The 23749-nt window shown below is 44.8% G+C and carries 18 protein-coding genes and 2 pseudogenes; 5 read left to right on the plus strand and 15 right to left on the minus strand.

Features of this window, described 5'->3' with window-relative positions; all coding sequences use genetic code 11:
* The first annotated feature begins 31 nt into the window (after positions 1-31).
* Positions 32-1243: an acetate kinase gene (locus tag KCG54_RS05240; protein WP_254324866.1), complete on the plus strand. Its 1212-nt coding sequence runs from the start codon at positions 32-34 to the stop codon at positions 1241-1243.
* Between the two features lie 58 nt (positions 1244-1301).
* Here the strand turns inward: KCG54_RS05240 and purM are convergent, their stop codons facing one another.
* Entirely contained in the window at positions 1302-2336 is a 1035-nt protein-coding gene (purM, locus tag KCG54_RS05245) for a phosphoribosylformylglycinamidine cyclo-ligase (protein WP_070814155.1), read from the minus strand.
* Positions 2337-2538: 202 nt separating this feature from the next.
* Between purM and KCG54_RS05250 the strand changes: the two genes are divergently transcribed.
* Together KCG54_RS05250 and KCG54_RS05255 are read left to right on the plus strand one after the other, a co-directional pair.
* Positions 2539-3609, plus strand: coding sequence for an AI-2E family transporter (locus KCG54_RS05250; protein ID WP_254324867.1), 1071 nt, complete (start codon positions 2539-2541; stop codon positions 3607-3609).
* A 66-nt stretch (positions 3610-3675) separates the two neighbouring features.
* Positions 3676-4392 carry an S-methyl-5'-thioinosine phosphorylase gene (locus KCG54_RS05255; RefSeq protein WP_254324868.1) on the plus strand — a complete coding sequence of 239 codons (717 nt, stop codon included), beginning with the start codon at positions 3676-3678 and terminating at the stop codon, positions 4390-4392.
* 46 nt (positions 4393-4438) lie between these two features.
* Here KCG54_RS05255 and KCG54_RS05260 read toward each other — a convergent pair whose 3' ends face one another.
* From KCG54_RS05260 to KCG54_RS05270, 3 genes are all read right to left on the minus strand, one after another.
* A complete protein-coding gene (locus tag KCG54_RS05260; protein WP_039862344.1) occupies positions 4439-4933 on the minus strand; it encodes a hypothetical protein in 495 nt (164 codons plus the stop codon).
* A 147-nt stretch (positions 4934-5080) separates the two neighbouring features.
* Complete coding sequence (locus KCG54_RS05265) at positions 5081-5515, minus strand: hypothetical protein (RefSeq protein WP_049322347.1); 435 nt, start codon at positions 5513-5515, stop codon at positions 5081-5083.
* Positions 5508-6815: a homoserine dehydrogenase gene (locus KCG54_RS05270; protein ID WP_254324869.1), complete on the minus strand. Its 1308-nt coding sequence runs from the start codon at positions 6813-6815 to the stop codon at positions 5508-5510. Before KCG54_RS05270 ends, KCG54_RS05265 begins: the two co-directional genes overlap by 8 nt.
* Before the next feature lie 206 nt (positions 6816-7021).
* On the opposite strand from KCG54_RS05270, the gene KCG54_RS05275 reads away from it, so the two are divergent.
* Complete coding sequence (locus KCG54_RS05275; protein WP_254324870.1) at positions 7022-7396, plus strand: Mth938-like domain-containing protein; 375 nt, start codon at positions 7022-7024, stop codon at positions 7394-7396.
* 325 nt (positions 7397-7721) lie between these two features.
* On the opposite strand, the gene KCG54_RS05280 is transcribed toward KCG54_RS05275, so the two are convergent.
* The 8 genes and pseudogenes from KCG54_RS05280 to KCG54_RS05315 form a co-directional block, all read right to left on the minus strand.
* Positions 7722-8957 carry a type VI immunity family protein gene (locus tag KCG54_RS05280; protein ID WP_254324871.1) on the minus strand — a complete coding sequence of 412 codons (1236 nt, stop codon included), beginning with the start codon at positions 8955-8957 and terminating at the stop codon, positions 7722-7724.
* Positions 8958-8974: 17 nt separating this feature from the next.
* Positions 8975-10534, minus strand: coding sequence for a hypothetical protein (locus KCG54_RS05285; RefSeq protein WP_254324872.1), 1560 nt, complete (start codon positions 10532-10534; stop codon positions 8975-8977).
* A complete protein-coding gene (locus KCG54_RS05290; RefSeq protein WP_254324873.1) occupies positions 10534-13206 on the minus strand; it encodes a type VI secretion system Vgr family protein in 2673 nt (890 codons plus the stop codon). The genes KCG54_RS05285 and KCG54_RS05290 overlap by 1 nt, the downstream gene beginning before the upstream one ends.
* Positions 13207-13596: 390 nt before the next feature.
* On the minus strand, positions 13597-14742 hold the full coding sequence (locus tag KCG54_RS05295) for an RHS domain-containing protein (RefSeq protein WP_254324874.1): 1146 nt from the start codon (positions 14740-14742) through the stop codon (positions 13597-13599).
* A gap of 1 nt (position 14743) precedes the next feature.
* On the minus strand, positions 14744-15457 hold the full coding sequence (locus tag KCG54_RS05300; protein WP_107145294.1) for a hypothetical protein: 714 nt from the start codon (positions 15455-15457) through the stop codon (positions 14744-14746).
* A gap of 4 nt (positions 15458-15461) precedes the next feature.
* Complete coding sequence (locus KCG54_RS05305; protein ID WP_254324875.1) at positions 15462-16886, minus strand: hypothetical protein; 1425 nt, start codon at positions 16884-16886, stop codon at positions 15462-15464.
* A gap of 1 nt (position 16887) precedes the next feature.
* Positions 16888-17667 carry a DUF2345 domain-containing protein gene (locus tag KCG54_RS05310; RefSeq protein WP_432761025.1) on the minus strand — a complete coding sequence of 260 codons (780 nt, stop codon included), beginning with the start codon at positions 17665-17667 and terminating at the stop codon, positions 16888-16890.
* Positions 17662-19475 (minus strand): annotated as a pseudogene (locus tag KCG54_RS05315) (type VI secretion system Vgr family protein); the annotation flags it as partial. The gene KCG54_RS05310 and the pseudogene KCG54_RS05315, both read right to left, overlap by 6 nt.
* 394 nt (positions 19476-19869) lie before the next feature.
* Here KCG54_RS05315 and KCG54_RS05320 point away from each other — a divergent pair.
* A pseudogene (locus KCG54_RS05320) lies at positions 19870-20246 on the plus strand (IS5/IS1182 family transposase); the annotation flags it as partial.
* A gap of 181 nt (positions 20247-20427) precedes the next feature.
* Here KCG54_RS05320 and KCG54_RS05325 read toward each other — a convergent pair.
* The 3 genes from KCG54_RS05325 to KCG54_RS05335 form a co-directional block, all read right to left on the minus strand.
* Positions 20428-21396: an SEL1-like repeat protein gene (locus KCG54_RS05325; protein WP_254324877.1), complete on the minus strand. Its 969-nt coding sequence runs from the start codon at positions 21394-21396 to the stop codon at positions 20428-20430.
* A gap of 708 nt (positions 21397-22104) precedes the next feature.
* Complete coding sequence (locus KCG54_RS05330) at positions 22105-22677, minus strand: hypothetical protein (protein WP_254324878.1); 573 nt, start codon at positions 22675-22677, stop codon at positions 22105-22107.
* Positions 22678-23196: 519 nt separating this feature from the next.
* A complete protein-coding gene (locus KCG54_RS05335) occupies positions 23197-23739 on the minus strand; it encodes a hypothetical protein (RefSeq protein WP_107697367.1) in 543 nt (180 codons plus the stop codon).
* Positions 23740-23749 lie beyond the last annotated feature (10 nt).

Genomic DNA, 23749 nt, shown 5'->3' on the forward strand with positions numbered 1-23749 from the left:
AAAATAATCAAAAATTCAAAGGAGAAACACCATGTCCAACCAACTCATTCTTGTTCTGAACTGCGGCAGCTCTTCGCTCAAAGGCGCCGTTATCGACCGTAAAAGCGGTAATGTCCTCCTAAGCTGTCTCGGCGAACGTTTGGGTACGCCCGAAGCAATCATTACATTCAGCAAAGACGGTAAAAAATGCCAAACAGCCTTGACCGGCCGTAACGATCATGCCGGTGCCGTAGGTATGCTGTTGAAAGAGCTTGAAAAACACGGCCTGCACGACCGCATTAAAGCCATCGGCCACCGCATCGCACACGGCGGCGAAAAATACAGCGAATCTGTTTTGATTGACCAAGCAGTAATGGACGAACTCAATGCCTGCATTCCGCTCGCTCCGCTGCACAACCCTGCCAATATCAACGGTATTTTGGCTGCGCAAGAGCACTTCCCGGGCCTGCCCAATGTCGGTGTGATGGATACTTCGTTCCACCAAACCATGCCGGAGCGTGCCTACACTTATGCCGTTCCGCGCGAATTGCGTAAAAAATACGCTTTCCGCCGCTACGGTTTCCACGGTACCAGCATGCGTTACGTTGCCCCTGAAGCCGCACGGATTTTGGGCAAACCTCTGGAAGACATCCGCATGATTATTGCCCACTTAGGTAACGGCGCATCCATTACCGCCATTAAAAACGGCAAATCCGTCGATACCAGTATGGGCTTCACGCCGATTGAAGGCTTGGTGATGGGTACTCGCTGCGGCGACATCGACCCGGGCGTATACAGCTATCTGACTTCCCATGCCGGTTTGGATGTTGCCCAAGTTGATGAAATGTTGAACAAAAAATCAGGTTTGCTCGGTATTTCCGAACTTTCCAACGACTGTCGTTCTTTGGAAATCGCGGCGGACGAAGGTCATGAAGGTGCGCGTTTGGCCCTGGAAGTCATGACCTACCGCCTTGCCAAATACATTGCTTCGATGGCTGTGGCTTGCGGCGGCGTAGATGCGCTCGTGTTTACCGGCGGTATCGGCGAAAACTCGCGCAACATCCGTGCCAAAACCGTTTCTTATCTTGATTTCTTAGGTCTGCACATCGACACCAAAGCCAATATGGAAAAACGCTACGGCAATTCAGGCATTATCAGCCCGACAGGTTCTTCTCCGGCTGTTTTGGTTGTGCCAACCAATGAAGAGCTGATGATTGCCCACGATACGGCACAGTTGGCAGGATTTTTGGAAGAAGTAGGCTAGGGTAGTGTAAATAAAAAAGTGCGGATTCATCATCCGCACTTTTTCATTGCATCTCAAATCAAGCCACTTGGGTTTGATGCTCGTCGCCGTTGCGTTCACGAATAACGCCCAAACGATAAACGGTTTCGCCTTGTTCGCTCAAGAATGCCTGTACCGCATCGGCATCTTCTTTGGCAATGATAACGACCATGCCGATACCGCAGTTGAACGTACGGTACATTTCTTGGGTTTCCACATTGCCCGCTTTTTGCAGCCATTGGAACAATTTAGGCAATTCCCACGCTTTGGCATCGATTTGCGCAACGGTATTTTCAGGCAAAATGCGAGGTACGTTTTCGGTAATGCCGCCGCCGGTAATGTGGGCCATGCCTTTAATGGTAAATTTTTCCAAAGCGGCAAGAATAGGTTTCACATACAGGCGGGTAGGAGCGATGATGGCTTCGCGCAAGGTTTTGCCGTTGTCGAATTCCGCGTCCAAATCAGGATTGTCGCGCTCGATGATTTTGCGTACCAAGGAGTAGCCGTTGGAGTGTGCGCCGTTGGAAGCCAAGCCCAAAACAACATCTCCGGCCTGAATGCTGCGGCCGTTAATCACGCGTTCTTTTTCAACCACGCCGACGGCAAAACCGGCCAAGTCGTATTCGCCTTCGGGATACATGCCCGGCATTTCGGCAGTTTCACCGCCAATCAAAGCGCAACCGGATTCTTCGCAGCCTTGGGCAATACCTTTAATCACATCAGTCGCGCGGGCAACATCCAGCTTGCCGCAAGCGAAATAGTCCAAGAAGAACAAAGGTTCTGCACCTTGAACCAAAATGTCGTTGACGCTCATGGCAACCAAATCGATGCCGACGGTATCGTGTTTGTCCCAGTCGAATGCCAGTTTCAGCTTGGTGCCGACGCCGTCCGTACCGGAAACCAATACCGGATTTTTGTATTTCTTGCCGATTTCGACCAAAGCGCCGAAACCGCCCAAATCACCCAACACTTCAGGGCGCATAGTACGTTTGGCAAAAGGTTTGATGTTTTCGACCAGTTGATCGCCTGCGTCGATATCCACGCCTGCGTCACGATAGCTCAAAGAAGTGCTCATTGGATTTCCTTATTCGGGTATGGGTAGATTGTCGGAGCGTATTTTATCTTAAATTGGAGGATTCAGGCTGAATTTTTTGGCGTTATTGTTAACAATTTTATTTTGCCTTGATTGGTGCCGCACTTTCAGACGGCCTTTGTGAATCTGTTATACTGCTTATTTATTTTGAAAACCTTAAACATCAATTGGGAAATACCTTTTTATGTATCAAAAGAAAGAGCGTGGCGCAAAACCGTGGGTAATTATGGCTTGCGTCGTTGCAGCCTTTATTTGGCTTTTATATGCCTTGGGCGATGTTTTGACGCCGTTTATTGTGGCCGCCGTTTTGGCCTATGTTTTGAATCCCTTGGTCGAATGGCTGCAATTGAAGCGTATCCGCCGCGCACCGGCCTCCATGATTATTATGGCGTTTGCCTTGCTGGTATTGCTGTCGTTAGTGCTGATTATCGTGCCTATGTTGTTGAACCAGTTTAACAATCTGGCCGAACGCCTGCCGCAAATCGTGGGCTTTGTTCAAAACAAACTGCTGCCGTGGCTCAACAGCGTCAGCGGGGATTATATTCAAATCGATCAAGAATCGATTATTGCATGGTTGCAGTCGCATACGGATGAGTTGAGCAATACGCTCAAAGCATGGATTCCCACCTTGATGCGTCAGAGCGGCAACGTGATCAGCGGCGTCAGCAATTTGGTATTGCTGCCTTTACTGCTGTATTACTTCTTGTTGGATTGGAAACGCTGGTCTTCCGGAATCAGCAAACTGGTTCCGCGCCGTTTTATCGAAACCTACACGCGTATCAGCAGCAATATGGACGAAGTCTTAGGCGAGTTTCTGCGCGGCCAGCTGATGGTTATGATGATTATGGGCTTGGTCTATGGCTTGGGCTTGATGCTGGTCGGTTTGGATTCCGGCTTTGCCATCGGTATGATTGCCGGTATTTTAGTATTTATTCCGTATTTGGGTGCATTTACCGGCCTTTTGCTGGCAACAGTTGCCGCGCTTTTACAATATGGCTCATGGCAGGGTTTGTTGATGGTCTGGGCTGTATTCGGTGTTGGACAATTCCTGGAAAGCTTTTTCATTACGCCTAAAATCGTCGGCGACCGCATCGGCCTGTCGCCTTTCTGGGTAATTTTCTCGTTGATGGCTTTCGGGCAACTGATGGGCTTCGTTGGTATGCTTGCCGGCCTGCCGCTTGCCGCTGTGACGCTTGTTTTATTGCGTGAGGGCGCATCTGCCTATTTCGGCAGCCATTTCTACAAACATAAATAAATCGATAATATTAAGGCCGTCTGAAATCCAAGTCTCAGACGGCCATTGATAACAAAGGAAGTCTATATGTTAGCCATTATTGGTGGCAGCGGTTTAACCAAACTGCCGGAACTCGAAATTACTGAACGAAAAATCGTACGCACTCCATACGGCTTAACCAGCAGCCCTATTTTGTTCGGCAGATTAGGGCGCTTGGACATTATTTTCCTTGCCCGACACGGCTTCAGCCATACCATCGCGCCGCATGAAATCAACTACCGCGCCAATATCTGGGCGTTGCACTCTTTAGGTGTCGAAAACATCATTGCCATTTCTTCAGTCGTCGGTATCAATCCCGATTTTGAAAACGGCAGTTTGGTGTTGCCGGACGATTTGATCGACTATACCTATGGCCGTAAAGATACTTTTTTTGAAGGCCAAGAATGCCCTGTCGTCCATACCGATTTTTTCAACCCTTATTGCGATGAATTGCGACAAGAATTGTTGAATATCACGAAAGCGCATAATGTGCCGATTTACGACTCCGCCGTTTATGGCTGCCTGCAAGGCCCGCGCCGTCCGACCCGCGCAGAAATCGCCCGTTATCGACGTGACGGCGTAGATGTACTCGGTATGACCGGCATGCCTGAAGCCGTTTTGGCTAGGGAGTTAAAAATGGCCTATGCCCACTTTTGCAGCGTCAGCAGTATTGATTGCTTTGATAATGGAAAAGGAAATGAAGGCTGTAACGAACAGGTTTCTATGACAATGACCAAAATCCGACAATTATTGAATGGTTTGTAACTGATAATGCCGTCTGAAATGATGTTTTCAGACGGCATTGTTTTATTTAAGAAGCCGTTTCACGCGCCCAATGGGGCAGAGAGGCTTTTTGTTTGCGGAACGAGGCAAGTTTCATACCCCGACATTTTTCAAAAATCAATTCAACCCCGCTTTGCAGCTGCAAAATTAAATTGGTATGCGTTTCCGTTTTAATAAAATCAATATTGCGTTGTACCAAGCGTTGAATGACGGCATATACATCAAGGCAGCCATTTGCAAAAAACCACGGATTCAACTTTACCCAACGGCCGCCGCTTAATGCAGCATCAGGCTGAAAATCAGCACGAATCTGTGTCAGCCGATTATCGGAGAAATGCAGTTCAATGTCGCCATAAAGCCAAATATTCCAGCCTTTTTGCACCAACAAGCCTTTAGGGACGCAATCAGGCGCAGGAAACATCTGCAAAATAGACTCTGCCGATTGTCCGATTTCCAGATAGTCAAACCGGCCGGTATACAAAAAATCATAAATATCAACGGCAATAGGAAAGTGGTAGCGCATGGCAATAACCATAGAAAAGCTATTAACCAAGCTATCTTAAACTCAAAATATAATGAAATCAATTCTTATTACTATTTATTCAATATAAGAAAGGCCGTCTGGAATTTCAGACGGCCTTGTAGCTTTGGCTTAAACCGATATTTTGGTTTACTCAGCCTTTAAATCAGCCACGCATTGCTTATCGCGTGCCTCAAAAGCTTCGGCGCCACCCAAGAGCTTGAGTTGCTCCTCAGGGCTGATTTTACCGAAGTTTCGGATTTGCTCGTCAGAGAGTTTGCTTAAGGGTTGATCCCACATGCAGACACAATAGTCTTGAGCCAATTTCTCGTTTTGCGCATCCAAACCTTTTGCCTTCAAATCAGCTTGCCATTTTTCAGCAAAAGGAATGTTCTTCACACAAGATTCCACCACATTTTGTTTCATCTGCGGCTTGTTCATGGCGCATTGTGAGAGCAGGGCGGTCAGAGCCAGCAAAGACAAAATAATCCATGCCCAAATACGGATGGTGCGGATTTTTGCCTTGGCTTTCTTTCTGGCCGCCAGCTGCTCTTCAGACGGCCTTTCCGTTTGTTGCTCAGTCATGCAGGCTTTCCATGCGGATCATGGTGATCGGAGCATCCACACAGCTCAACGCCTCAATCGCTGCGATAGCGCGTTTGACGTTGTGTTCCACCGTGGTGTGAGTCAGAATCACAATTTCAGCAGTGCTTTGATTAATCACGCCTTTTTGAATCAAAGCCTCGATAGAAACATTTTCTTTGGCCAAGAGTGCGGCAATTTGACCCAAAGTGCCCGGTTCGTCAGTTGCTTGAACGCGCAGATAGTAGCTGCTGGTGATTTCATCCATAGGCAGAATATTTTGCGCTTGAACTTGTGAAGGTTGGAATGCCAAGTGAGGAACACGATGGTCAGTTTTCGCTTCAATCAGTCGGGCAATATCAATGATGTCGGCAACCACGGCAGAAGCAGTCGGCAATGCACCGGCGCCTGCACCATAATACAAGGTTTCACCAACCATATCGGCATTGACGCGGACAGCATTCATCACGCCGTTAACGTTAGCCAGCAGACGGCTTTCAGGAATCAGAGTAGGGTGTACACGCAACTCGATGCCTTTGTCGGTTTTACGGGTAATACCCAACAACTTGATACGGTAGCCAAGCTCTTCAGCGTATTTGATATCTCGGCTGTCGAGTTTGCTGATGCCTTCCAAATAGCAGGCAGAAAAGTTCATCGGCGTACCAAATGCCAATGCGCTCATAATGGTAATTTTATGGCCGGCATCATGACCTTCGATATCAAAAGTAGGGTCAGCTTCTGCATAGCCCAAAGCCTGAGCTTCTTTCAATACGTCTGCAAACGCGCTGCCTTTTTCACGCATTTCAGTAAGAATGAAGTTGCTGGTACCATTAATAATGCCGGCGATGCTGCGGATTTGGTTTGCAGCTAAGCCTTCACGCAAAGCCTTGATAATAGGGATACCGCCGGCAACAGCAGCTTCAAACTGTACCATGACATTTTTTTCTTCCGCCAAAGGGAAAATTTCATTGCCGTATTCAGCCAGCAGTTTTTTATTGGCAGTAACAATGTGTTTGCCGTTTTCAATCGCTTTTAATACCGCATCTTTGGCAATACCGGTGCCGCCAAACAATTCAACAACAACATCAACATCTTGATGTTGAACCAGCTCAAACGGATCTTTAATAAAAGCAGCATTCGGGCAAATTTGTTTGGCTTTTTCTTCGCTCAAATCACAAACAGCAGAAATACGGACTTCACGTCCCAAGCGGCGGCTGATTTCCGCAGCGTTGTCCTGCAATACAGTAGCCGTACCGCCACCGACTGTACCCAAACCTAAAAGACCGATATTTACTGGCTTCATTGTGTCTCCTTTTGAGCCGATACTTTAAAATAATCACGAAAAACCAAGGCTTGTTATAATCGCTTGCAATCGTAAATTCAGAGCAAAGCATCAATGCACAAGGTCAAACGTTGAATCCTACCTGATATTGCTTGATTTTGCACCTTTTTTTGCAAGTTTCCCAAGGCCGTCTGAAAAATCGTTCTACCATAAAAACAGGAATTGCCATGAAAATCACAGAAAACCATATCGATGAAACCGCATCATTTTTTTCATCCTCACAAGGCATATTGCAAATCGGCGAACAAACATATTCAGAACCCATTTGCTGGCAAGATGGCAAAGTAAGCATCATTCCTCAAACAACCATCGAAGAATTAAACGAACAAATTTTTATATCAGCAATTGAAACAGCAGAAAACCGTCCTGAAGTCATTATTATAGGTACAGGAGCAAAACAACAATTCCTGCATCCTAAAATTGCAGCAGCATTATCAGCCTACGGAATCGGCTTCGAATGCATGAACACAGCTTCAGCTTGTAGAACTTTAGTTTTACTGCAAGGAGAAGGACGAAGCACATGGGCTTGGTTGTGGCCATAATTATAGAAAAGGCGTTTACATCATACCGACTGACATAAGTTCGCATAATTTATATTATGTTAAATTTATAATACTAGTATTTTAGCCTGCTAACTCCTGTTTCTCTCAGTAGTTCAATCACTTACATAATTCAAAAACAAAAAGGCCGTCTGAAAGGTTTTTCAGACGGCCTCTTTGTTTATATCTCCCAGCCTTTTCCCAACAAATCCTTCGTTGGTAAAGTCTCCGGTTATTTCAATAAGAAGTTTGTCCAAGACTTTGTTCAGGGATTGCTGCGGTGTTATTTTTTAGACCCACCTGCCGACAGATTGTTTATGGCCTGGCTTTACCATATAGGTTTTCTACGCAACGACTCGTCATGGTCTCCTTTGACAAGCTCCCAAATCGTCAGACCCATTTGGGGGCCGAGAAGTGCTTTTTGCGTTCTCTCCCCTTCTCCTTCAGGGAAAATTTCTCCTTTATTGAAATGACGGGTTTCGCCGTTAAAGCTGGTAATTTTCCATATGCCCGAAATCGGGACAGGCTCTTCCTCGACGCCGATGATTTCCTGCGGTGCTTGGGTGTAGATCTTCTTGCCGTCTTTTTCTTCCACTTCCCAGCCGTCCCATCTTCTCGACCAATAATACATCTGTTCGCGGGTAATGCCGCCCATATTTTCACGAGGATATTTTTCGCGTATCGGTTCTAAAGCGCGGTTTAGCGCAATGTAGTCCAAGGGTAAATCTTCGTGGATATCCCCTGTTTCAGGCAGGCTGCCGATTTTGAAAACCTTGATGCCAGCGATGTCGCGCAGAGTAATATCGGGATGATTTGCCAAAACAGGCTCTATCCTGCCTGCTGGAAGCTGTTCGTAAAGTTCTCTGCCGATCAATGTGTACCAACTGATACTGCGTATGTTGTATCTATAAAAAGTTGACAAATAATCGGTTGTAACCGGAATCAGACCGAAATTCTCGCGACACACCCCGTATTCGTATGGTGCACCATCGTAATAATTATGCGGTGGAATTGCTGCCAGACCGATATAGCCATGGAAAACATCCAGCTTTTCTGCAATCTTGTCGACAAATTCATCTAGCTTTGCCAAATCTTGGGGAGAAGACAAAATTTCCAGCGGCAGATTAAAAAGCAGAGTGCCTAGCGGCATATGGGCTTCATTAACCAAACCTGCGGCAATAGAGGAGATAATGAAATAATAGGATGCACTGGTATCCGCATGCTCGCTTTGCATCCACCACATCACCTCTGGCGGATTTTCCTTCCGACTATCCAGCCAACGGTAGATTGTATCCCGTTCTTTCAGATATGATTTTTCGGTCAGTTTGACTTTTTTAATATCCCTATGGCCTCTTTCGTGCCTAGCTATTGTCAGCTTGTCTTTCGCCCATTCGTAATAGAAATCCATCAGAGCGGTTAAGGCATCGGCGACATCATCACGGGTATTAAAATAGATTGCGCCACGTATGCCCAGTTTCAACAGGGTAAAGCCATGTTCGTTGTTGCGTTTGGTACGGTCGGCGGTATAGCGGATGGCGTTGAGTTTCTTTTCGGTATCATTCATGAATTATCCTTTCTTGATTAAAATGAAGATTTGTATCCGGCGGCGCAACTGTTGTGGGCTTCTTCTTTGCTGGTGATGATTTCCCCATTACAACCTACTATGGTTACATGAGGACTGGCATCATACTCTTCTTTGCTTGCATCTCTGATATATGCAACTTGATTAATGGTATAAGTATTTCCTTCCACAACAGGTATTCCTTCTTTAAAATGAAATAAGGTATAGCCCAAGTCAAATTGATGAAGGAGTTCTATTTTTTTCTCAACAGCCTCTTCTATTTCTTCATCAGTAAAATCAATAGTGTCAGCATTTGCACTGCTCCATAGGCCTAATCCAGCTGCTACAACGGAGCCGCTTCTCACAATATTTAATCCTAGTTGTGGTGCGCGGGCAGCCATCGCTAAAAGCGACAGAACGGCAGGAAGCATTTCTACAATGACAGGTGCTAAAAAGACAGCCACACTGCCCGCAATGGTAATTCCTATAATCAACATCAAAACATCTTCACCACGAATAAGAACCTTTGTTTCGATTTTTTCGGCAGATACCAAAGTCAATGCATCAAGATCAGATTCTTGCTGAAGGTATTTTAATGCCTTCAGCATGCTCTGCTTGTCAGCTAACGGCTTTGATGTGTCATTGTCTTCATTTTGCCAGAAAAGTATATCCTGTGTTGCGTGGAAACTACCTTTTTTGCCATTTAGCCAAGGGATATCTTGGAATAGCTTTAAGGTTTCAGGGCTATACTCTAATTGTGATTGTTTTTGAGGAGAAAGAAGAGGAGTCAAATTCTGATCTCCTGCTTTGGAAGTTGCAGGAGCATTTGCCCATTTCTCCCATCTAAATGCTCCATTGCGATTTGGTTCTTGAGTAAATACCGGAGCCAGTTCGGTTGCAGTTTCATGAGTCTTTCTCCCTTCAGACGAACTAATATGCAACAACGTCAGGCCTAAATCCTTAGCATTCATACGGATGAGATTTTTTGATTTACCTCTCAAGATTCTCAAATAATTTCTTTCTTGTGATGGTCCCCATTCATCACTTTTGCCATTTTCATACTGGAATTTGATTTCGACAATGCGTAATAAATTATCGGGGAAATCTTGTAGATACCATTTGTTTTTTTTATGATTCGGAGTTCGAAAAATGGGATCGTCGGCTGTCAAACTGCTGCCATCCCATTTTTTACCTATCCACATCAGATTTTTATCTTTCAGGATAACAAGGTCGGTACGTACAAAAGATGAGTTTTTTAATACACCTTTCGATCTAATTCCATAATAAACCGATCGATGCTGTCCATCTGTTTTACTGGAAGATAGAACGGGAATGGGCATTGCTAGATCATCTTTGGGAATTTCCCATTTAGATTCTGCCTTATACTCCCATTTATGGGAATTAAGGTACTCATCCGCACGAATCAAAGCAGAAAAGCGACTTTGATATTCTTTGCCTCTTCGGGATGTTTTAACCGTCTTCATGGTTATGTCCGCTTTGATATAAATATACCCATAGTTCAAGCGGCTTGGTAGTTTTGCGTATTTTTCATTCTCGTTAACGGTGGTAATCAGTGTCATTATTGAGCCCCTTCATTTTCAGTCCATTCAAGGTATAAATCCATTGACTCCACTCCAGCGAAATATAGAGTTCTCTTACGTTCGGAAGAGTGTTTCTGTATGTCGATTTTTACTTTTTCAGGTTTATCTGTAAACGCCATGATGGTTTTCCCCTCCATATTGGTTATACCTTTAAGTTTTTCGTTATTTTCTGTCGTCAATTCATATGGCAAATTTGTAATAGGAAGGCCTGTTTTTTCATCATAGATAATGTATCCGCCACTATAATTTTGTTTAAAATCAGATATCTTATGTTTTATTCCGTTGGCCCCACTCACCACCATCGGCGCCCTCACCCGCACCACCTTCGGACTTCCGATCTCCACTTCCCCATTACTTAACTTGATATACGCCCCTTTGCAGGTAATCAGAATCTCTTCCTTCGCCGCAATGGTGACTTTCCCTGCGCTGCTGGTTAACGTTGCGTCCTTTAAGGCATTCAGCTGCAATTCGTCATTCTGTGCCTGTACTTCCACTTTACCCTGATTGGCCTGTACCTTGATGCCGCTGCTTTGCGCAAACAGGTTCAGACTCTCTGCCGCATGGGCGGTCAGGCTTTGTCCGGCGCTGATGTCGGTATGGCTGCCGCTGACGAGGTGGATGTTTTCATTGGCGGTGTGCAGTTGGCTTTGCTCTGTCGCGGTGGCGATGCCGGCCGGGGCGGTTTGGATCAAACCTGCCTCTTTCAGGTCTTTAAGGGCGTCTTTCAGACGGCCCCTTTGGGTTTCTTCATCGGTGTTGTGGTTGTTGGCGGTTTGGGCGGCTTTGTTCAGGCTTTTGGCCAGGGAGAGTGCCTGTTCGATCTGTGCGATGGCATCGTCCATATCCAACACTTTGCCGTTGGCATCCTGGTTTTGTGCGCTGACGAGTATGCCCTTACCTGCCCGTACGGCCCCCCAACCGTCGGTTCTGAGTTCGAAGCCTTCGCCGTTCTCTCCGCGTTTGTTGCGGGTTGAGTCGACGATATGGCCGAGGTTGAGTTGGGATTTCTGATAGTCGGTGGCAAGTTTGATGTGTTCCTGTCCCTGCAGGTCTTCCATCCTCAGTTTGTTGTTCGCCCAGGTACGGATGACGTTTCTTGTGTTCCAATCGGCAGGGATATGGTCGGTATGGGCACTGTCGTGCATGACACCGGAGATATACGGACGGTCGGGATTACCTTGTACGAAGGACAGCATCACTTCGGTGCCTTCGTGTAAGGGGAAGTGAATGCCGTATTCGGGACCGGCATAGGGTTTAGCCAGTCGGACGGGACGGCTTTCCCCGCCGGGACTCCATTCGTCCAGGTCAAACGGGAGTTTGACGCGGTAGCGGCCCATATCGTCGATATAGGCATAGGTGCAGTTTTCTGCCGCAGTTACCCGTGCCGGTAAGGTACCGTCGATATGCGGACGCGGGGTGATGCGTTCAGGACGGTAGGCGAGTTGGGCGGGGATGGCGGTAAAGGTATGGCTGTAGGCGGTATCGCGGCTGCCGCTGTGCTCCATGGAAAGTACCAGCCAGCCGTCGGGGGCTTCGGGGAAGGAGACATCGGTTTGGAACACCTTCATCGGCGTCATGGAGACGACGTTGCCGCTGCCGGCTGCGACGGTTTGGCGGCAGAGGTTGGCTTCGTTCAACAGGGTCGTCTGAACTTGGGCTTCGTCGGTTGTTTTAGGATGAAGACCCCAATGCTGTTGTTTGCCCAATAAAACGGTATTGTCGGCTGATTCTTCCGACTGTTTGTTGTCGGTTTCGGCAAATAGGTCGGTATCGGCACTGCGGTAGTTGTAGTCGGCCGTGCGTATGCCTTCGACAATGGGGTTGTGGCGGATGCTTAAGTTAAAGAGTGCTTCGGTACCGACACTCTCCAATCCGGCATGGGGTCGGTAGGATACGGGTAAGCCTTGGCTGCGTAAGTAATGTTCGGGACTGTCGCCGAAGACGACTACGTCGCCATGTTGTTCATGCTGTTCGAAGGCATACCAAATACCCTCTTCTTCACACAGACGGTTGATAAAGTCGAAGTCGCTTTCGAGATACTGGGTCACATACTCGCGTACGGCGTAGTTGCGGCTCTTTTGGAAACGGTAGTCGACGCCGGAGAAACCGTGGTGTTTGAAGACGGCGGCAACGATGTCGGGGACGGTTTGGTGTTGGAACAACCGGGAGGTTTGGAAATGCTTTAAAGCCGCGAAACGCGGCTCTAAAACAAAGCGGTAAACGGTTTCATCCTTGGATACCGACAACTTCTCGCATGAGGTGATAATGCCCTGCCATTGCTTTGCCGGGGAGTCGTCTAAAGCAGACCCGAATGCCCCGGCCACTTCCGACAGTAAACCTTCTTGCGGACGAATCTCAAACGCTGCGCGCTGGTTGAGGTAGGAAGAGAGAGGCAGTGAGGAATCGGTCGAGGTAGCGGTGATTTCGACACGGTAAGCGGTATTGACCGCTTCGGATGCGCTGAAGGAACGGACTGAAAGTGACGGAGAGAAACGGGCGAAGGTAAGGTGGTAGGATTGGCGGGCGGTCATAAGGGTAATTCCGACTGACGATGAACCCTGTATGGTAACGGGGATAATGCCGATGGTAAAGCGAATGGGATGAATGGGGAAAAGGCTGCCTGAACGGTTGAATAAGAGATAAAGAGACATTTATCCCCGCCCTATTCCACCATTCAGGGGAAAAATGGTAAATTAAGCAGTCACATTTCTCTTAAAAACCATTGATTTTATACTAAAAATTGGAGTATTATACGGAATCTTTTAAGATTGACTAATAGTTAACAAACAGGAATAAACAACGGCGATTGTTAGGTATAGGGAAAAACTACATAATTTATATTATGTTAAATTTATAATGCTAGTATTTTAGCCTGCTAAATTCTGTTTATAACGTAATACAATCACTTACATAATTCAAAAACAAAAAGGCCGTCTGAAAGATTTTTCAGACGGCCTTTTATCAATTACCCCAGCTTTTTCTCAATAAATCCCTTGTTGTTAAAGTCTCCGATTATTTCAATAAGTAATTTGTCCAAGACTTTATTCATGGATTGCTTCGGTGTTATTTTTTAGACCCACCTGCCGACAAACAATTTTGCCTTCCTCATCGGTCATCTCGCGTGGGATGCCGATTTGATCGTTGTGATAGTACAGGATCTCTCGTGCCTTATCAGAGCCATTGTAGGTGATGATTTGGGCAAGGGGTTCATAGTTTCGGTCTTCGGTGTAAACGTAGGTGTAGGTTCGGTCTTTGCGGTACTCCTGTAACAGGCGACTGCCGTCCCATAGGTATTGGATTTCGCTGCCGTCTGGATGGACTTTGGCTATGCGGCGGCCCATTGGGTCGTAGCGGTAGCGATATAAGACAGCGTTTTGTCCGGGGCGATGGATTTCGGCTTCGGTCAGTTGGTTATCGGCATTATAACGGTAATGTTGGATTTCGCCGTTATTGTGTTGTTTCTCGATAAGGTTGCCCAACGGATCGTAGCTGTAATTGATGCCTTTGTATTGGGTAAGGCGGTTGCCGCTGATTCTGCTTCCATCGGTAAGGTTATGTGCAGGGTCGTAGCGGTAGTGCTCGTCCGCGCTTTGGATAATTCTGCCCAGTGCGTCATAGGTGTAATCCCTGTTACCGTTGGTTTGGTCATCGGTACGGATGAGGTTGCCAATAGTGTCGTATTGGTAACTGCGGCCGATAAGGACGGCAGGGTCTGCTTTGTTGTGACCGTTCGATTGGGCGATTTGTTGTTTAAGACGGCCTAATGGGTCAAGTTGAAATTGGGTATTCAGCTTGCCGATACTCCGCTCGACCGGGCGATGCAGAGCATCACGCTCGATGTCGGTAAGGGTGGTGCCGTCTAGGTTGACGTGGTGTAAGTGCCCGCTGCCGTAATACAGGCGGTTTAAAATTTCACCTGTAGGCAGGATGGTTTGGATGCGGTTGCCCAATACGTCGTAACGGTGTTCGGTAATCTGTGCGGCGACATCTTTGGATTGTGAACGGCTGGTACCGGACGCAATGGGGCTGTCCAAGTGGATGAGCTGTTCTTTAACCAGTCTGTTGTGTTCATAACTAAAACGAAGTTCACTATGGGCATTATGTGTTTGGATCAGACGGTTAAGTTTGTCGTAGCGGTAGTGGGTGCTCAGGATTTCTCCGCCCTCTAAATGGCTGTCTTTTAACAAACTATTTCTTATCAGACATTTTAATTAATCTATATTTAACCCACACCCAAAAATAACAAAATTCAGTATATAATAATAAAACAGAAAAGATTATCATTCCTGAAGTCATAAAATATTCTGCTTTAGCACCACTTCGCAACGAAAATCCATAAAACATAAAACTTATGCCTACAATAAATGGAGTATATATGAATAATTGCAATTTACTTAATGGCCAAAATACCGAGTCAGGGGCAAAAAAAATTGTTGATCCACTTTTTTTATATTTTAAACTATTATCAATAAGCTGTTTACAATCTAACTGAATAACATATAAAAATGCCAGAAAAAACATTATGGCTAAACCATATAGATAATAGTTAAACAATTCTGTCCCTTTAAGATACGCACTTATAATATAAGGAATAGAGAAAAAATGTATGAATATACCTATATTTAAAAAAACAGACTGAAAAAACATTTGGCTAAGTGGGTTAGAAGATAATAGTTTCCTAATATAATAGAATATTAACAAATAAACAAATATTAATATTGTTAATAACAAACCAGCTATTGCTTGTTTTCCTACTCCCCAATCACTCGGAGATAAAACACTCACACCAAGTTCTTGCAGGACAAATGCGAATAAACCCATTTTAATCAAGTAGAACCGTCCAAGGTCCCTCAGAGGACGGTAATCTGCTTTTAGGAGTGAAAAATCATGTCGTTCTTTCATTTTTTTAAGATCCCCAAATTTTATCTTTTAATTTGCTACTCTGGTCGGCTACAAAATAGCCCACTCCCATAACTACTGCAAGGCCGATAAGAAGTACTGCTGCAGCCGGAAGAGTAAACCCAAATATAGCCATAAATGTCATTGTCGCAGCCAATGCAATATTTGATAAAGCAACGCCAACACCCGCGGCAAAAATACTAATTCCAACCCTGCCTAACAACTCTCCAACTTCTCGACTGCCTTTTTCATCAACCATTACTGCATTATAGTCTCCAAAAAAATCAATGACTAAACCGACTGCCGCTAGCCCTCTTATCTGCTTTGCTGTATTAACAACTGCTTCCCCTGCTTTTTTAGCCCCTGCCTGTAACATAACTCGTTTAGGTTTAGGTTTAGGTTTAGGTTTAGGGTTACTTTTTTTAGATCCTGGTTTGCGTATATGTATACCACCAGCCATACCTTTCATTTTCTCATGCGCTAAACCTGCGTAGAAAAAATCAAAAGGAGCAGGGGGCGGGGTCCCTTTAAATGAAATTCCTACAAATCCACGTATCCACTTTATCTGTATCTTATGAGCTAATGCTTGTTTCCAATGGAAATTAGTTATGACAAAGCCAGCCCCATTTAATACAGAAGCATATTCAGGAGTTCCATAGGAGGCAACCACTCTAACCAATTCATCAAAATCCTCCTCATTAAGCCAGCCTTTCATTTGAGCTACGGTCATTTCTTGCTGATTAAAAACATCTTTCCAAGATACTCTTCCAGTTTTATTTGGCTTATATAATAATACTACAGCGTATTCTTTCGCAGGTACTGTGCATACACCGGCAAAATGTTTACTGACACTTTGAGTAGAGTAAGGCGGTGTCAACGTGCTCTGATTATTAAATTGGGGTAAACTATTCAGCCATCGTTGCGAATTTCCATTGTGTTGCTGAACTACTTGGGCTAGTGGAGTTTGGCTACCAACTTCACTAAATCCGATATAGATAGGTTCAATCCATAATGCAGCTTCTCTTCCATAATTTTTAGAATCTAACAATTTTGGAGTATATCTGCCGACAACTTTTCCGTTAACTTTTGCGATAAATGTTGCCGCAAAAAATCTACTGACCTGTACTCGATACGATACTCCTGATTTAACTGTAAATTTTTCTGAAATTAGCTTTTTAGTCTGAGGATCATATACCCCAAAGTACCTAACATCCTTTGAGTACAAGGGTAACTTTTCAATTTCTATCGCTACTTCTTTAGTACTTTTAAGGTTGAAATTAAAAACAACCTCCCTGACAGAGCCCAACACTATCTTGTAGTCGCATCCTGGTGTGACATTCTTTATAGGTTGCCCTGGAATATAAATACAACGAGTTTCCTTCATCTGTTCAAGGGGATTTTTCTTTACTGATGTGTTACTCATACCGGCCATTTTATTTATCCTCCCTTTTAGGTTGAGTTAATGTTAATAGATTGAAATTGAGATTTTCTAATTTTCCTTTACCTAATTGATCCAAACTAATAGTATGCTTTTCACCTTGTTTAGATAAAAGTGAAATGGGCTCTCCATCAGGAACATTTCCATATACATCTATATATTCTAAATTGAGTTCTCCTTTAATATTTTCATTATTAAACATTTCATATACTCCTTGGGGCCCATTCACCACCAACGGCGCCCTCACCCGCACCACCTTCGGACTTCCGATCTCCACTTCCCCATTACTTAACTTGATATACGCCCCTTTGCAGGTAATCAGAATCTCTTCCTTCGCCGCAATGGTGACTTTCCCTGCGCTGCTGGTTAACGTTGCGTCCTTTAAGGCATTCAGCTGCAATTCGTCATTCTGTGCCTGTACTTCCACTTTACCCTGATTGGCCTGTACCTTGATGCCGCTGCTTTGCGCAAACAGGTTCAGACTCTCTGCCGCATGGGCGGTCAGGCTTTGTCCGGCGCTGATGTCGGTATGGCTGCCGCTGACGAGGTGGATGTTTTCATTGGCGGTGTGCAGTTGGCTTTGCTCTGTCGCGGTGGCGATGCCGGCCGGGGCGGTTTGGATCAAACCTGCCTCTTTCAGGTCTTTAAGGGCGTCTTTCAGACGGCCCCTTTGGGTTTCTTCATCGGTGTTGTGGTTGTTGGCGGTTTGGGCGGCTTTGTTCAGGCTTTTGGCCAGGGAGAGTGCCTGTTCGATCTGTGCGATGGCATCGTCCATATCCAACACTTTGCCGTTGGCATCCTGGTTTTGTGCACTGACGAGTATGCCCTTACCTGCCCGTACGGCCCCCAACCGTCGGTTCTGAGTTCGAAGCCTTCGCCGTTCTCTCCGCGTTTGTTGCGGGTTGAGTCGACGATATGGCCGAGGTTGAGTTGGGATTTCTGATAGTCGGTGGCAAGTTTGATGTGTTCCTGTCCCTGCAGGTCTTCCATCCTCAGTTTGTTGTTCGCCCAGGTACGGATGACGTTTCTTGTGTTCCAATCGGCAGGGATATGGTCGGTATGGGCGCTGTCGTGCATGACGCCGGAGATATACGGACGGTCGGGATTACCCTGTACGAAGGACAGCATCACTTCGGTGCCTTCGTGTAAGGGGAAGTGGATACCGTATTCGGGACCGGCATAGGGTTTGGCCAATCGGACGGGACGGCTTTCCCCGCCGGGACTCCATTCGTCCAGGTCAAACGGGAGTTTGACGCGGTAGCGGCCCATATCGTCGATATAGGCGTAGGTGCAGTTCTCTGCCGCAGTTACCCGTGCCGGTAAGGTACCGTCGATATGCGGACGCGGGGTGATGCGTTCAGGACGGTAGGCGAGTTGGGCGGGGATGGCGGTAAAGGTATGGCTGTAGGCGGTATCGCGGCTGCCGCTGTGCTCCATGGAAAGTACCAGCCAGCCGTCGGGGGCTTCGGGGAAGGAGACATCGGTTTGGAACACCTTCATCGGCGTCATGGAGACGACGTTGCCGCTGCCGGCTGCAACGGTTTGGCGGCAGAGGTTGGCTTCATTCAACAGGGTCGTCTGAACTTGGGCTTCGTCGGTTGTTTTAGGATGAAGGCCCCAGTGCTGCTGTTTGCCCAATAAGACGGTATTGTCGGCAGATTCTTCGGACTGTTTGTTGTCGGTTTCGGCAAAGAGGTTGGTATCGGCACTGCGATAGTTGTAGTCGGCCGTACGTATGCCTTCGACGATGGGGTTGTGGCGGATGCTTAAGTTAAAGAGTGCTTCGGTACCGACACTCTCCAATCCGGCATGGGGTCGGTAGGATACGGGTAAGCCTTGGCTGCGTAAGTAATGTTCGGGACTGTCGCCGAAGACGACTACGTCGCCATGTTGTTCATGCTGTTCGAAGGCATACCAAATACCCTCTTCTTCACACAGACGGTTGATAAAGTCGAAGTCGCTTTCGAGATACTGGGTCACATACTCGCGTACGGCGTAGTTGCGGCTCTTTTGGAAACGGTAGTCGACACCGGAGAAACCGTGGTGTTTGAAGACGGCGGCAACGATGTCGGGGACGGTTTGGTGTTGGAACAGCCGGGAAGTTTGGAAATGTTTTAAAGCCGCAAAGCGCGGCTCTAAAACAAAGCGGTAAACGGTTTCATCCTTAGATACGGACAACTTCTCGCATGAGGTGATAATGCCCTGCCATTGCTTCGCCGGGGGATCGTCTGAAGCAGACCCGAATACCCCGGCCACTTCCGACAGTAAACCTTCTTGCGGACGAATCTCAAATGCTGCGCGCTGGTTGAGGTAGGAAGAGAGAGGCAGTGAGGAATCGGTCGAGGTAGCGGTGATTTCGACACGGTAGGCGGTATTGACCGCTTCGGATGCGCTGAAGGAGCGGACTGAAAGTGAAGGAGAGAAACGGGCGAAGGTAAGGTGGTAGGATTGGCGGGCGGTCATAAGGGTAATTCCGACTGACGATGAACCCTGTATGGTAACGGGGATAATGCCGATGGTAAAGCGAATGGGATGAATGGGGAAAAGGCTGCCTGAACGGTTGAATAAGAGATAAAGAGACATTTATCCCCGCCCTATTCCACCATTCAGGGGAAAAATGGTAAATTAAGCAGTCACATTTCTCTTAAAAACCATTGATTTTATACTAAAAATTGGAGTACTATTGACTTACCCTCTAGAGTATCATTAATTCTCATTTGACATATAGGAACAAAACAGCGGAATTTGTAGAAGAATAGGGAAAAGGAAAATAATTTATATTATGTTAAATTCATAACTCTACTATTTTAGTCTGCTAACTCCGGTTTCCCTCAGTAGTACAATTACTTACAGAATTCAAAAGGTAAAAGGCTGTCTGAAATTTTCAGACGGCCTGAGACCTTTGCAAAATTCCCCAAGATCCCCTAAATTCCCATCAAGACATTTAGGGGCCTTCTTCCAGCAAACCGCCCAAGCCATGATTGCCAAACACATCGACCGCTTCCCACTATTGAAGTTGGATCAGGTGATTGATTGGCAACCGATTACAGCACCTTATGCCGCTACCGCAACTGGCTGGCGCAAGACGACACCCTGTCCGAACTGCTGGAACTGATTAACCGCCAACTGACCGAAAAAAACCTAAAAATAGAGAAAGCATCCGCCGCCGTCATTGACGCCACAATTATTCAGACCGCCGGTAGCAAACAGCGCCAGGACATAGAAGTCGATGAGGAAGGACAAGTCAGCGGCCAAACCGCACCGAGCAAAGATAAAGATGTCCCTTGGATAAAGAGACGGCCACTCGTCCAAATCAAACAGCAATTTGACACGGTAGCGTCCCATTTCGTCGATGTAGGCAGATCTGCTTGGAACAATTTCAAGCGATATTTATAAATAAATGTCGTCTGAAAAAATTTCAGACGACATTAGCCTATTCTTCAAATAAGCTTACAAACTTTTCTCTCTGGTAAAGTGGCTTAGATTGATAAAAATAGGTTTGATAATCCGTGACTCCTCCAACTTTGAATGGTCCTTACAATGGTAGCCCGGTTTTTACATCCAAGCCTGCTTTATCCGCCAGCTTCTTTATCAACTCATCAGAGGGTTTTGGTGGTTCATTCCCCTCTACCCAGCGTTGAAAGGCGATTTTGCCGTCCCATTCAGGTAAAGGTGCCGGCGGTAGCGGAACGATATCGTCTAAATCAGGAACGGTCGGCGACATGAATTCGTAAGTTGACAGATAAGAATCAATAATACTGTAACGGCGAGCACGCTCTTTATCAGCCTCCACATCTAGAAAGTTGTTATTTCCTTTTTCTTTTCCTACCTTAAACGCATTAGAAAGAATAAAAGCAGATAAATAATTACCGTTTTTTACCCCCTGATGATAGGCTCTAACGGCTTCATCATATTTATGATAGTCAGGAAGAAACATACCCAACCAATAAGAAGCATTACCTTGTCCTTGTTCAGAAGCACACCGATATAACTTCATCATTAGCTTTAATCGAAATTCACGTGTTTCTTCATCATCTAAACTACTGATCATCTGACCTAACGTATATTGCGCCTCCCTGTTACCCATATCCGCAGCCTTGCGCAAAAATGCCAGCTCACTGTCGGGGGGCGCGCTGACACCGTAGCCGTCTTCGATATAGCCTTTGAGCAGATAGTAGGCGGTAGCTGGAAGTTGTTTGTGCAGCATTTTATACAACTTGTGAACTTCAGTTTCAGCCTCAATATCGGGAACCCTCGTCCAGCCATCGCTGAGCAGGAACTGCAGTCGTACGTTTGCCTTATAATCGCCATTAGCGGCGGCAATGCGGTAATACGGCAATAGTTCATCCCAAAAACCGTCCCCCCTCTGTCCAGGCCACATATGGTTCAAATCACGGTGCAGCGCGTAGTTGTAGAGTTGCTGTGTTTCCTCGGACAGAGGTGGGCGTTTTTCATGCACGCAGGTAAACTCTAGGTTCTTTTTGATTTCTTCAATGGTCTTCATGGTTTCTTTCTTCCGTTGCTTTTCTTGCCATTTTTCCCCTATGCTGCAATACGCGGGTTTAACCTGACCATTTGCACCGCCTATATGGATGGGATTGCATTGCAACCAAAGGAGAAAGCAAATAAACATTGCTGCCAGACAGCCTAAAACTATTAGGGTATATTTGAGGGATTTGTGCATAATAGTCAATTTAATCGAGAAAGGGTGTGATATAAGCGCAGAAACTCACCCTGCAGCTACGGTGTTTGTATGCAACTTCGCTATTCCAGCAAAACATAATATCATGATAAAGGTATAGTATCTATGATCGTGCTGATGGCAAAGGGAAAGGGATAAACGAGAAGAAGGCCGTCTGAAAAACATGGTATTTTTCAGACGGCCTTCTTTATCAAATTTAATTTACTTAATTGGTTTTAAAGTTGGCAATACGGTGTCCCAGATAGCGAGGATTTCGGCTTCGCTGCGCTTCGTTCCATCTTTCTTCTCGGTACCAAACTGCATCATGATGCGCGGACTCCTACTACCGGTAGGTATTTACTATATTCCTATTTAATTATTTTCAGTACCAAGATACCATTGAGATAAAGTTTTTCTTTATAGACAGTGTATTTAAAAACTCAATTTAGTAAACTTTTCTAATAAAAGATTACATAGCGAGCCGAGGTGACTATTAGCTTAACAAATTTATATAAATTTCATATTTTAATATCACTCAGATTTATCGAAGTTAGAGCTGCAAAGCTCTGTAAACCTTGAGTTTGTTTCAGTAAGGCTATTTTTTACAACCAACTCCCCATTCGCGAAGCAAAACCATAATACTGAAGACTCTCTTTCATATTTTCCTGTTCGAACAGCTACAGAAAATGTTCCTTTATCTAATAGTGCTCTAGGAATAATAACTGTATTTTGTCCAGCAAGAATAACCTTTTCTTTACTTTTAGGTTGCTGTTCTATAGATTTCTTTATGCACTCTTCTTTAAATTTATCCCATTCTTGATATTGGCAATAAATATTAACATCATATTCATGAAGATATTCTCCATTTTTAAAAACTCCCAGAATAAATTCCCAAATATAGTCATCCTCCTCAAGTTCAGGTGAAAAAACAACTACATTCTTTTGTGAATCTAAAATAGCATCTAACTTTACTGTTCGTTTTTCATAAAGAGCTGAAAAATAAATATAAAAAGGAAATATAATGATAATAGCAATCAAACCAATTACAATTTTGGGGATTAGCATATAAATAAATTTTTCTAACTCCAATTTAGTGTCTCTCATTCATAAATCCTTATGTCATAACATACCTACTCAATACCATAATATAATCATTTATATTCTTATTTGCATTTCCCTGTTTGTTATGGGTAAACCTTGTTCCCATATCTGGCAACTTATTTCCATTCTGATCGTGTCTTAAAAATCGATAATAATAATCCTCCACTATAGAAGCCAACGCTTCTGGATTGTATGGCGTAACATCCATAAACTTGTTGTCTAGGTTTCATCTTCTCAGATAATGAATAATTATACGGATTATATGCAAATTTTAATGCTTGACATTCTAATGCTATTACACTAAAGATTATTCCTGCATACTGATATTGCCACGCATGGGTTACCTCATGCACTAAAAGTGATGGATTAGCCGGAATTTTTCCACCTTTACTTCGTAGAGTAAAATCATCCATATAATAATGGTGATATTGGCTATCTGGCATACGATTTTGAGAAATAGGAACTGGGAAAACTAATATCTCTCCATAGCATAATAGCATGTAGAAATCAGTCTATTTTTTATCATTTCCATAAACTCTTAAACCATTTAATTAATAAATTAAACCAATTTTCTTGTTTTTTAGGAATTTCGGTATGTTCAACAAAAATATTTTGTTTTTGTTCCCGACATTCATCAATGGATAAGTTTGAATGATATAATTCAAGTTTTCCATTTTTCTCTTTCAGGCAATAACTACTTGCCATACCAGTGAAATCAGCAAATTCAGGCATTACACTTGGTTCTAATGAAAAATTATAAATTGCATTATTTCTAAAAATCAGACCTTTAAAATTGGTGTTATCAGCAATAATGCAATTATCTCTATTAGGATAATTTTTTTCAAATGAGTTTTTATATAACCAAAATTCATCTTCAGTCAAACTTTTTGTAGAACTAACAATTAAAGTATATCCTCCTGTTAAATTTAACTTATCTATATATATACATGGTTTATTATCCTTAATAATAACATTCACATTTCCATCAGGATATGGTGATGATGAAAACCCATATACTTTAAGACTTAATAGTAGAATAGCACAATAAAATATACTCCTATTCATATCCTTATCC

The organism is Neisseria subflava (assembly GCF_024205705.1).
GTDB classification, from domain to species: domain Bacteria; phylum Pseudomonadota; class Gammaproteobacteria; order Burkholderiales; family Neisseriaceae; genus Neisseria; species Neisseria subflava_D.

Excerpts from the sequence above, each read along its gene's own strand:
- KCG54_RS05240 (WP_254324866.1), top strand. The coding sequence starts at position 32 with ATGTCCAACCAACTCATTCTTGTTCTGAACTGCGGCAGCTCTTCGCTC.
- purM (WP_070814155.1), bottom strand. The coding sequence starts at position 2,336 with ATGAGCACTTCTTTGAGCTATCGTGACGCAGGCGTGGATATCGACGCA.
- KCG54_RS05250 (WP_254324867.1), top strand. The coding sequence starts at position 2,539 with ATGTATCAAAAGAAAGAGCGTGGCGCAAAACCGTGGGTAATTATGGCT.
- KCG54_RS05255 (WP_254324868.1), top strand. The coding sequence starts at position 3,676 with ATGTTAGCCATTATTGGTGGCAGCGGTTTAACCAAACTGCCGGAACTC.
- KCG54_RS05260 (WP_039862344.1), bottom strand. The coding sequence starts at position 4,933 with ATGCGCTACCACTTTCCTATTGCCGTTGATATTTATGATTTTTTGTAT.
- KCG54_RS05265 (WP_049322347.1), bottom strand. The coding sequence starts at position 5,515 with ATGACTGAGCAACAAACGGAAAGGCCGTCTGAAGAGCAGCTGGCGGCC.
- KCG54_RS05270 (WP_254324869.1), bottom strand. The coding sequence starts at position 6,815 with ATGAAGCCAGTAAATATCGGTCTTTTAGGTTTGGGTACAGTCGGTGGC.
- KCG54_RS05275 (WP_254324870.1), top strand. The coding sequence starts at position 7,022 with ATGAAAATCACAGAAAACCATATCGATGAAACCGCATCATTTTTTTCA.
- KCG54_RS05280 (WP_254324871.1), bottom strand. The coding sequence starts at position 8,957 with ATGAATGATACCGAAAAGAAACTCAACGCCATCCGCTATACCGCCGAC.
- KCG54_RS05285 (WP_254324872.1), bottom strand. The coding sequence starts at position 10,534 with ATGACACTGATTACCACCGTTAACGAGAATGAAAAATACGCAAAACTA.
- KCG54_RS05290 (WP_254324873.1), bottom strand. The coding sequence starts at position 13,206 with ATGTCTCTTTATCTCTTATTCAACCGTTCAGGCAGCCTTTTCCCCATT.
- KCG54_RS05300 (WP_107145294.1), bottom strand. The coding sequence starts at position 15,457 with ATGAAAGAACGACATGATTTTTCACTCCTAAAAGCAGATTACCGTCCT.
- KCG54_RS05305 (WP_254324875.1), bottom strand. The coding sequence starts at position 16,886 with ATGGCCGGTATGAGTAACACATCAGTAAAGAAAAATCCCCTTGAACAG.
- KCG54_RS05310 (WP_432761025.1), bottom strand. The coding sequence starts at position 17,667 with ATGGACGATGCCATCGCACAGATCGAACAGGCACTCTCCCTGGCCAAA.
- KCG54_RS05325 (WP_254324877.1), bottom strand. The coding sequence starts at position 21,396 with ATGAAGACCATTGAAGAAATCAAAAAGAACCTAGAGTTTACCTGCGTG.
- KCG54_RS05330 (WP_254324878.1), bottom strand. The coding sequence starts at position 22,677 with ATGAGAGACACTAAATTGGAGTTAGAAAAATTTATTTATATGCTAATC.
- KCG54_RS05335 (WP_107697367.1), bottom strand. The coding sequence starts at position 23,739 with ATGAATAGGAGTATATTTTATTGTGCTATTCTACTATTAAGTCTTAAA.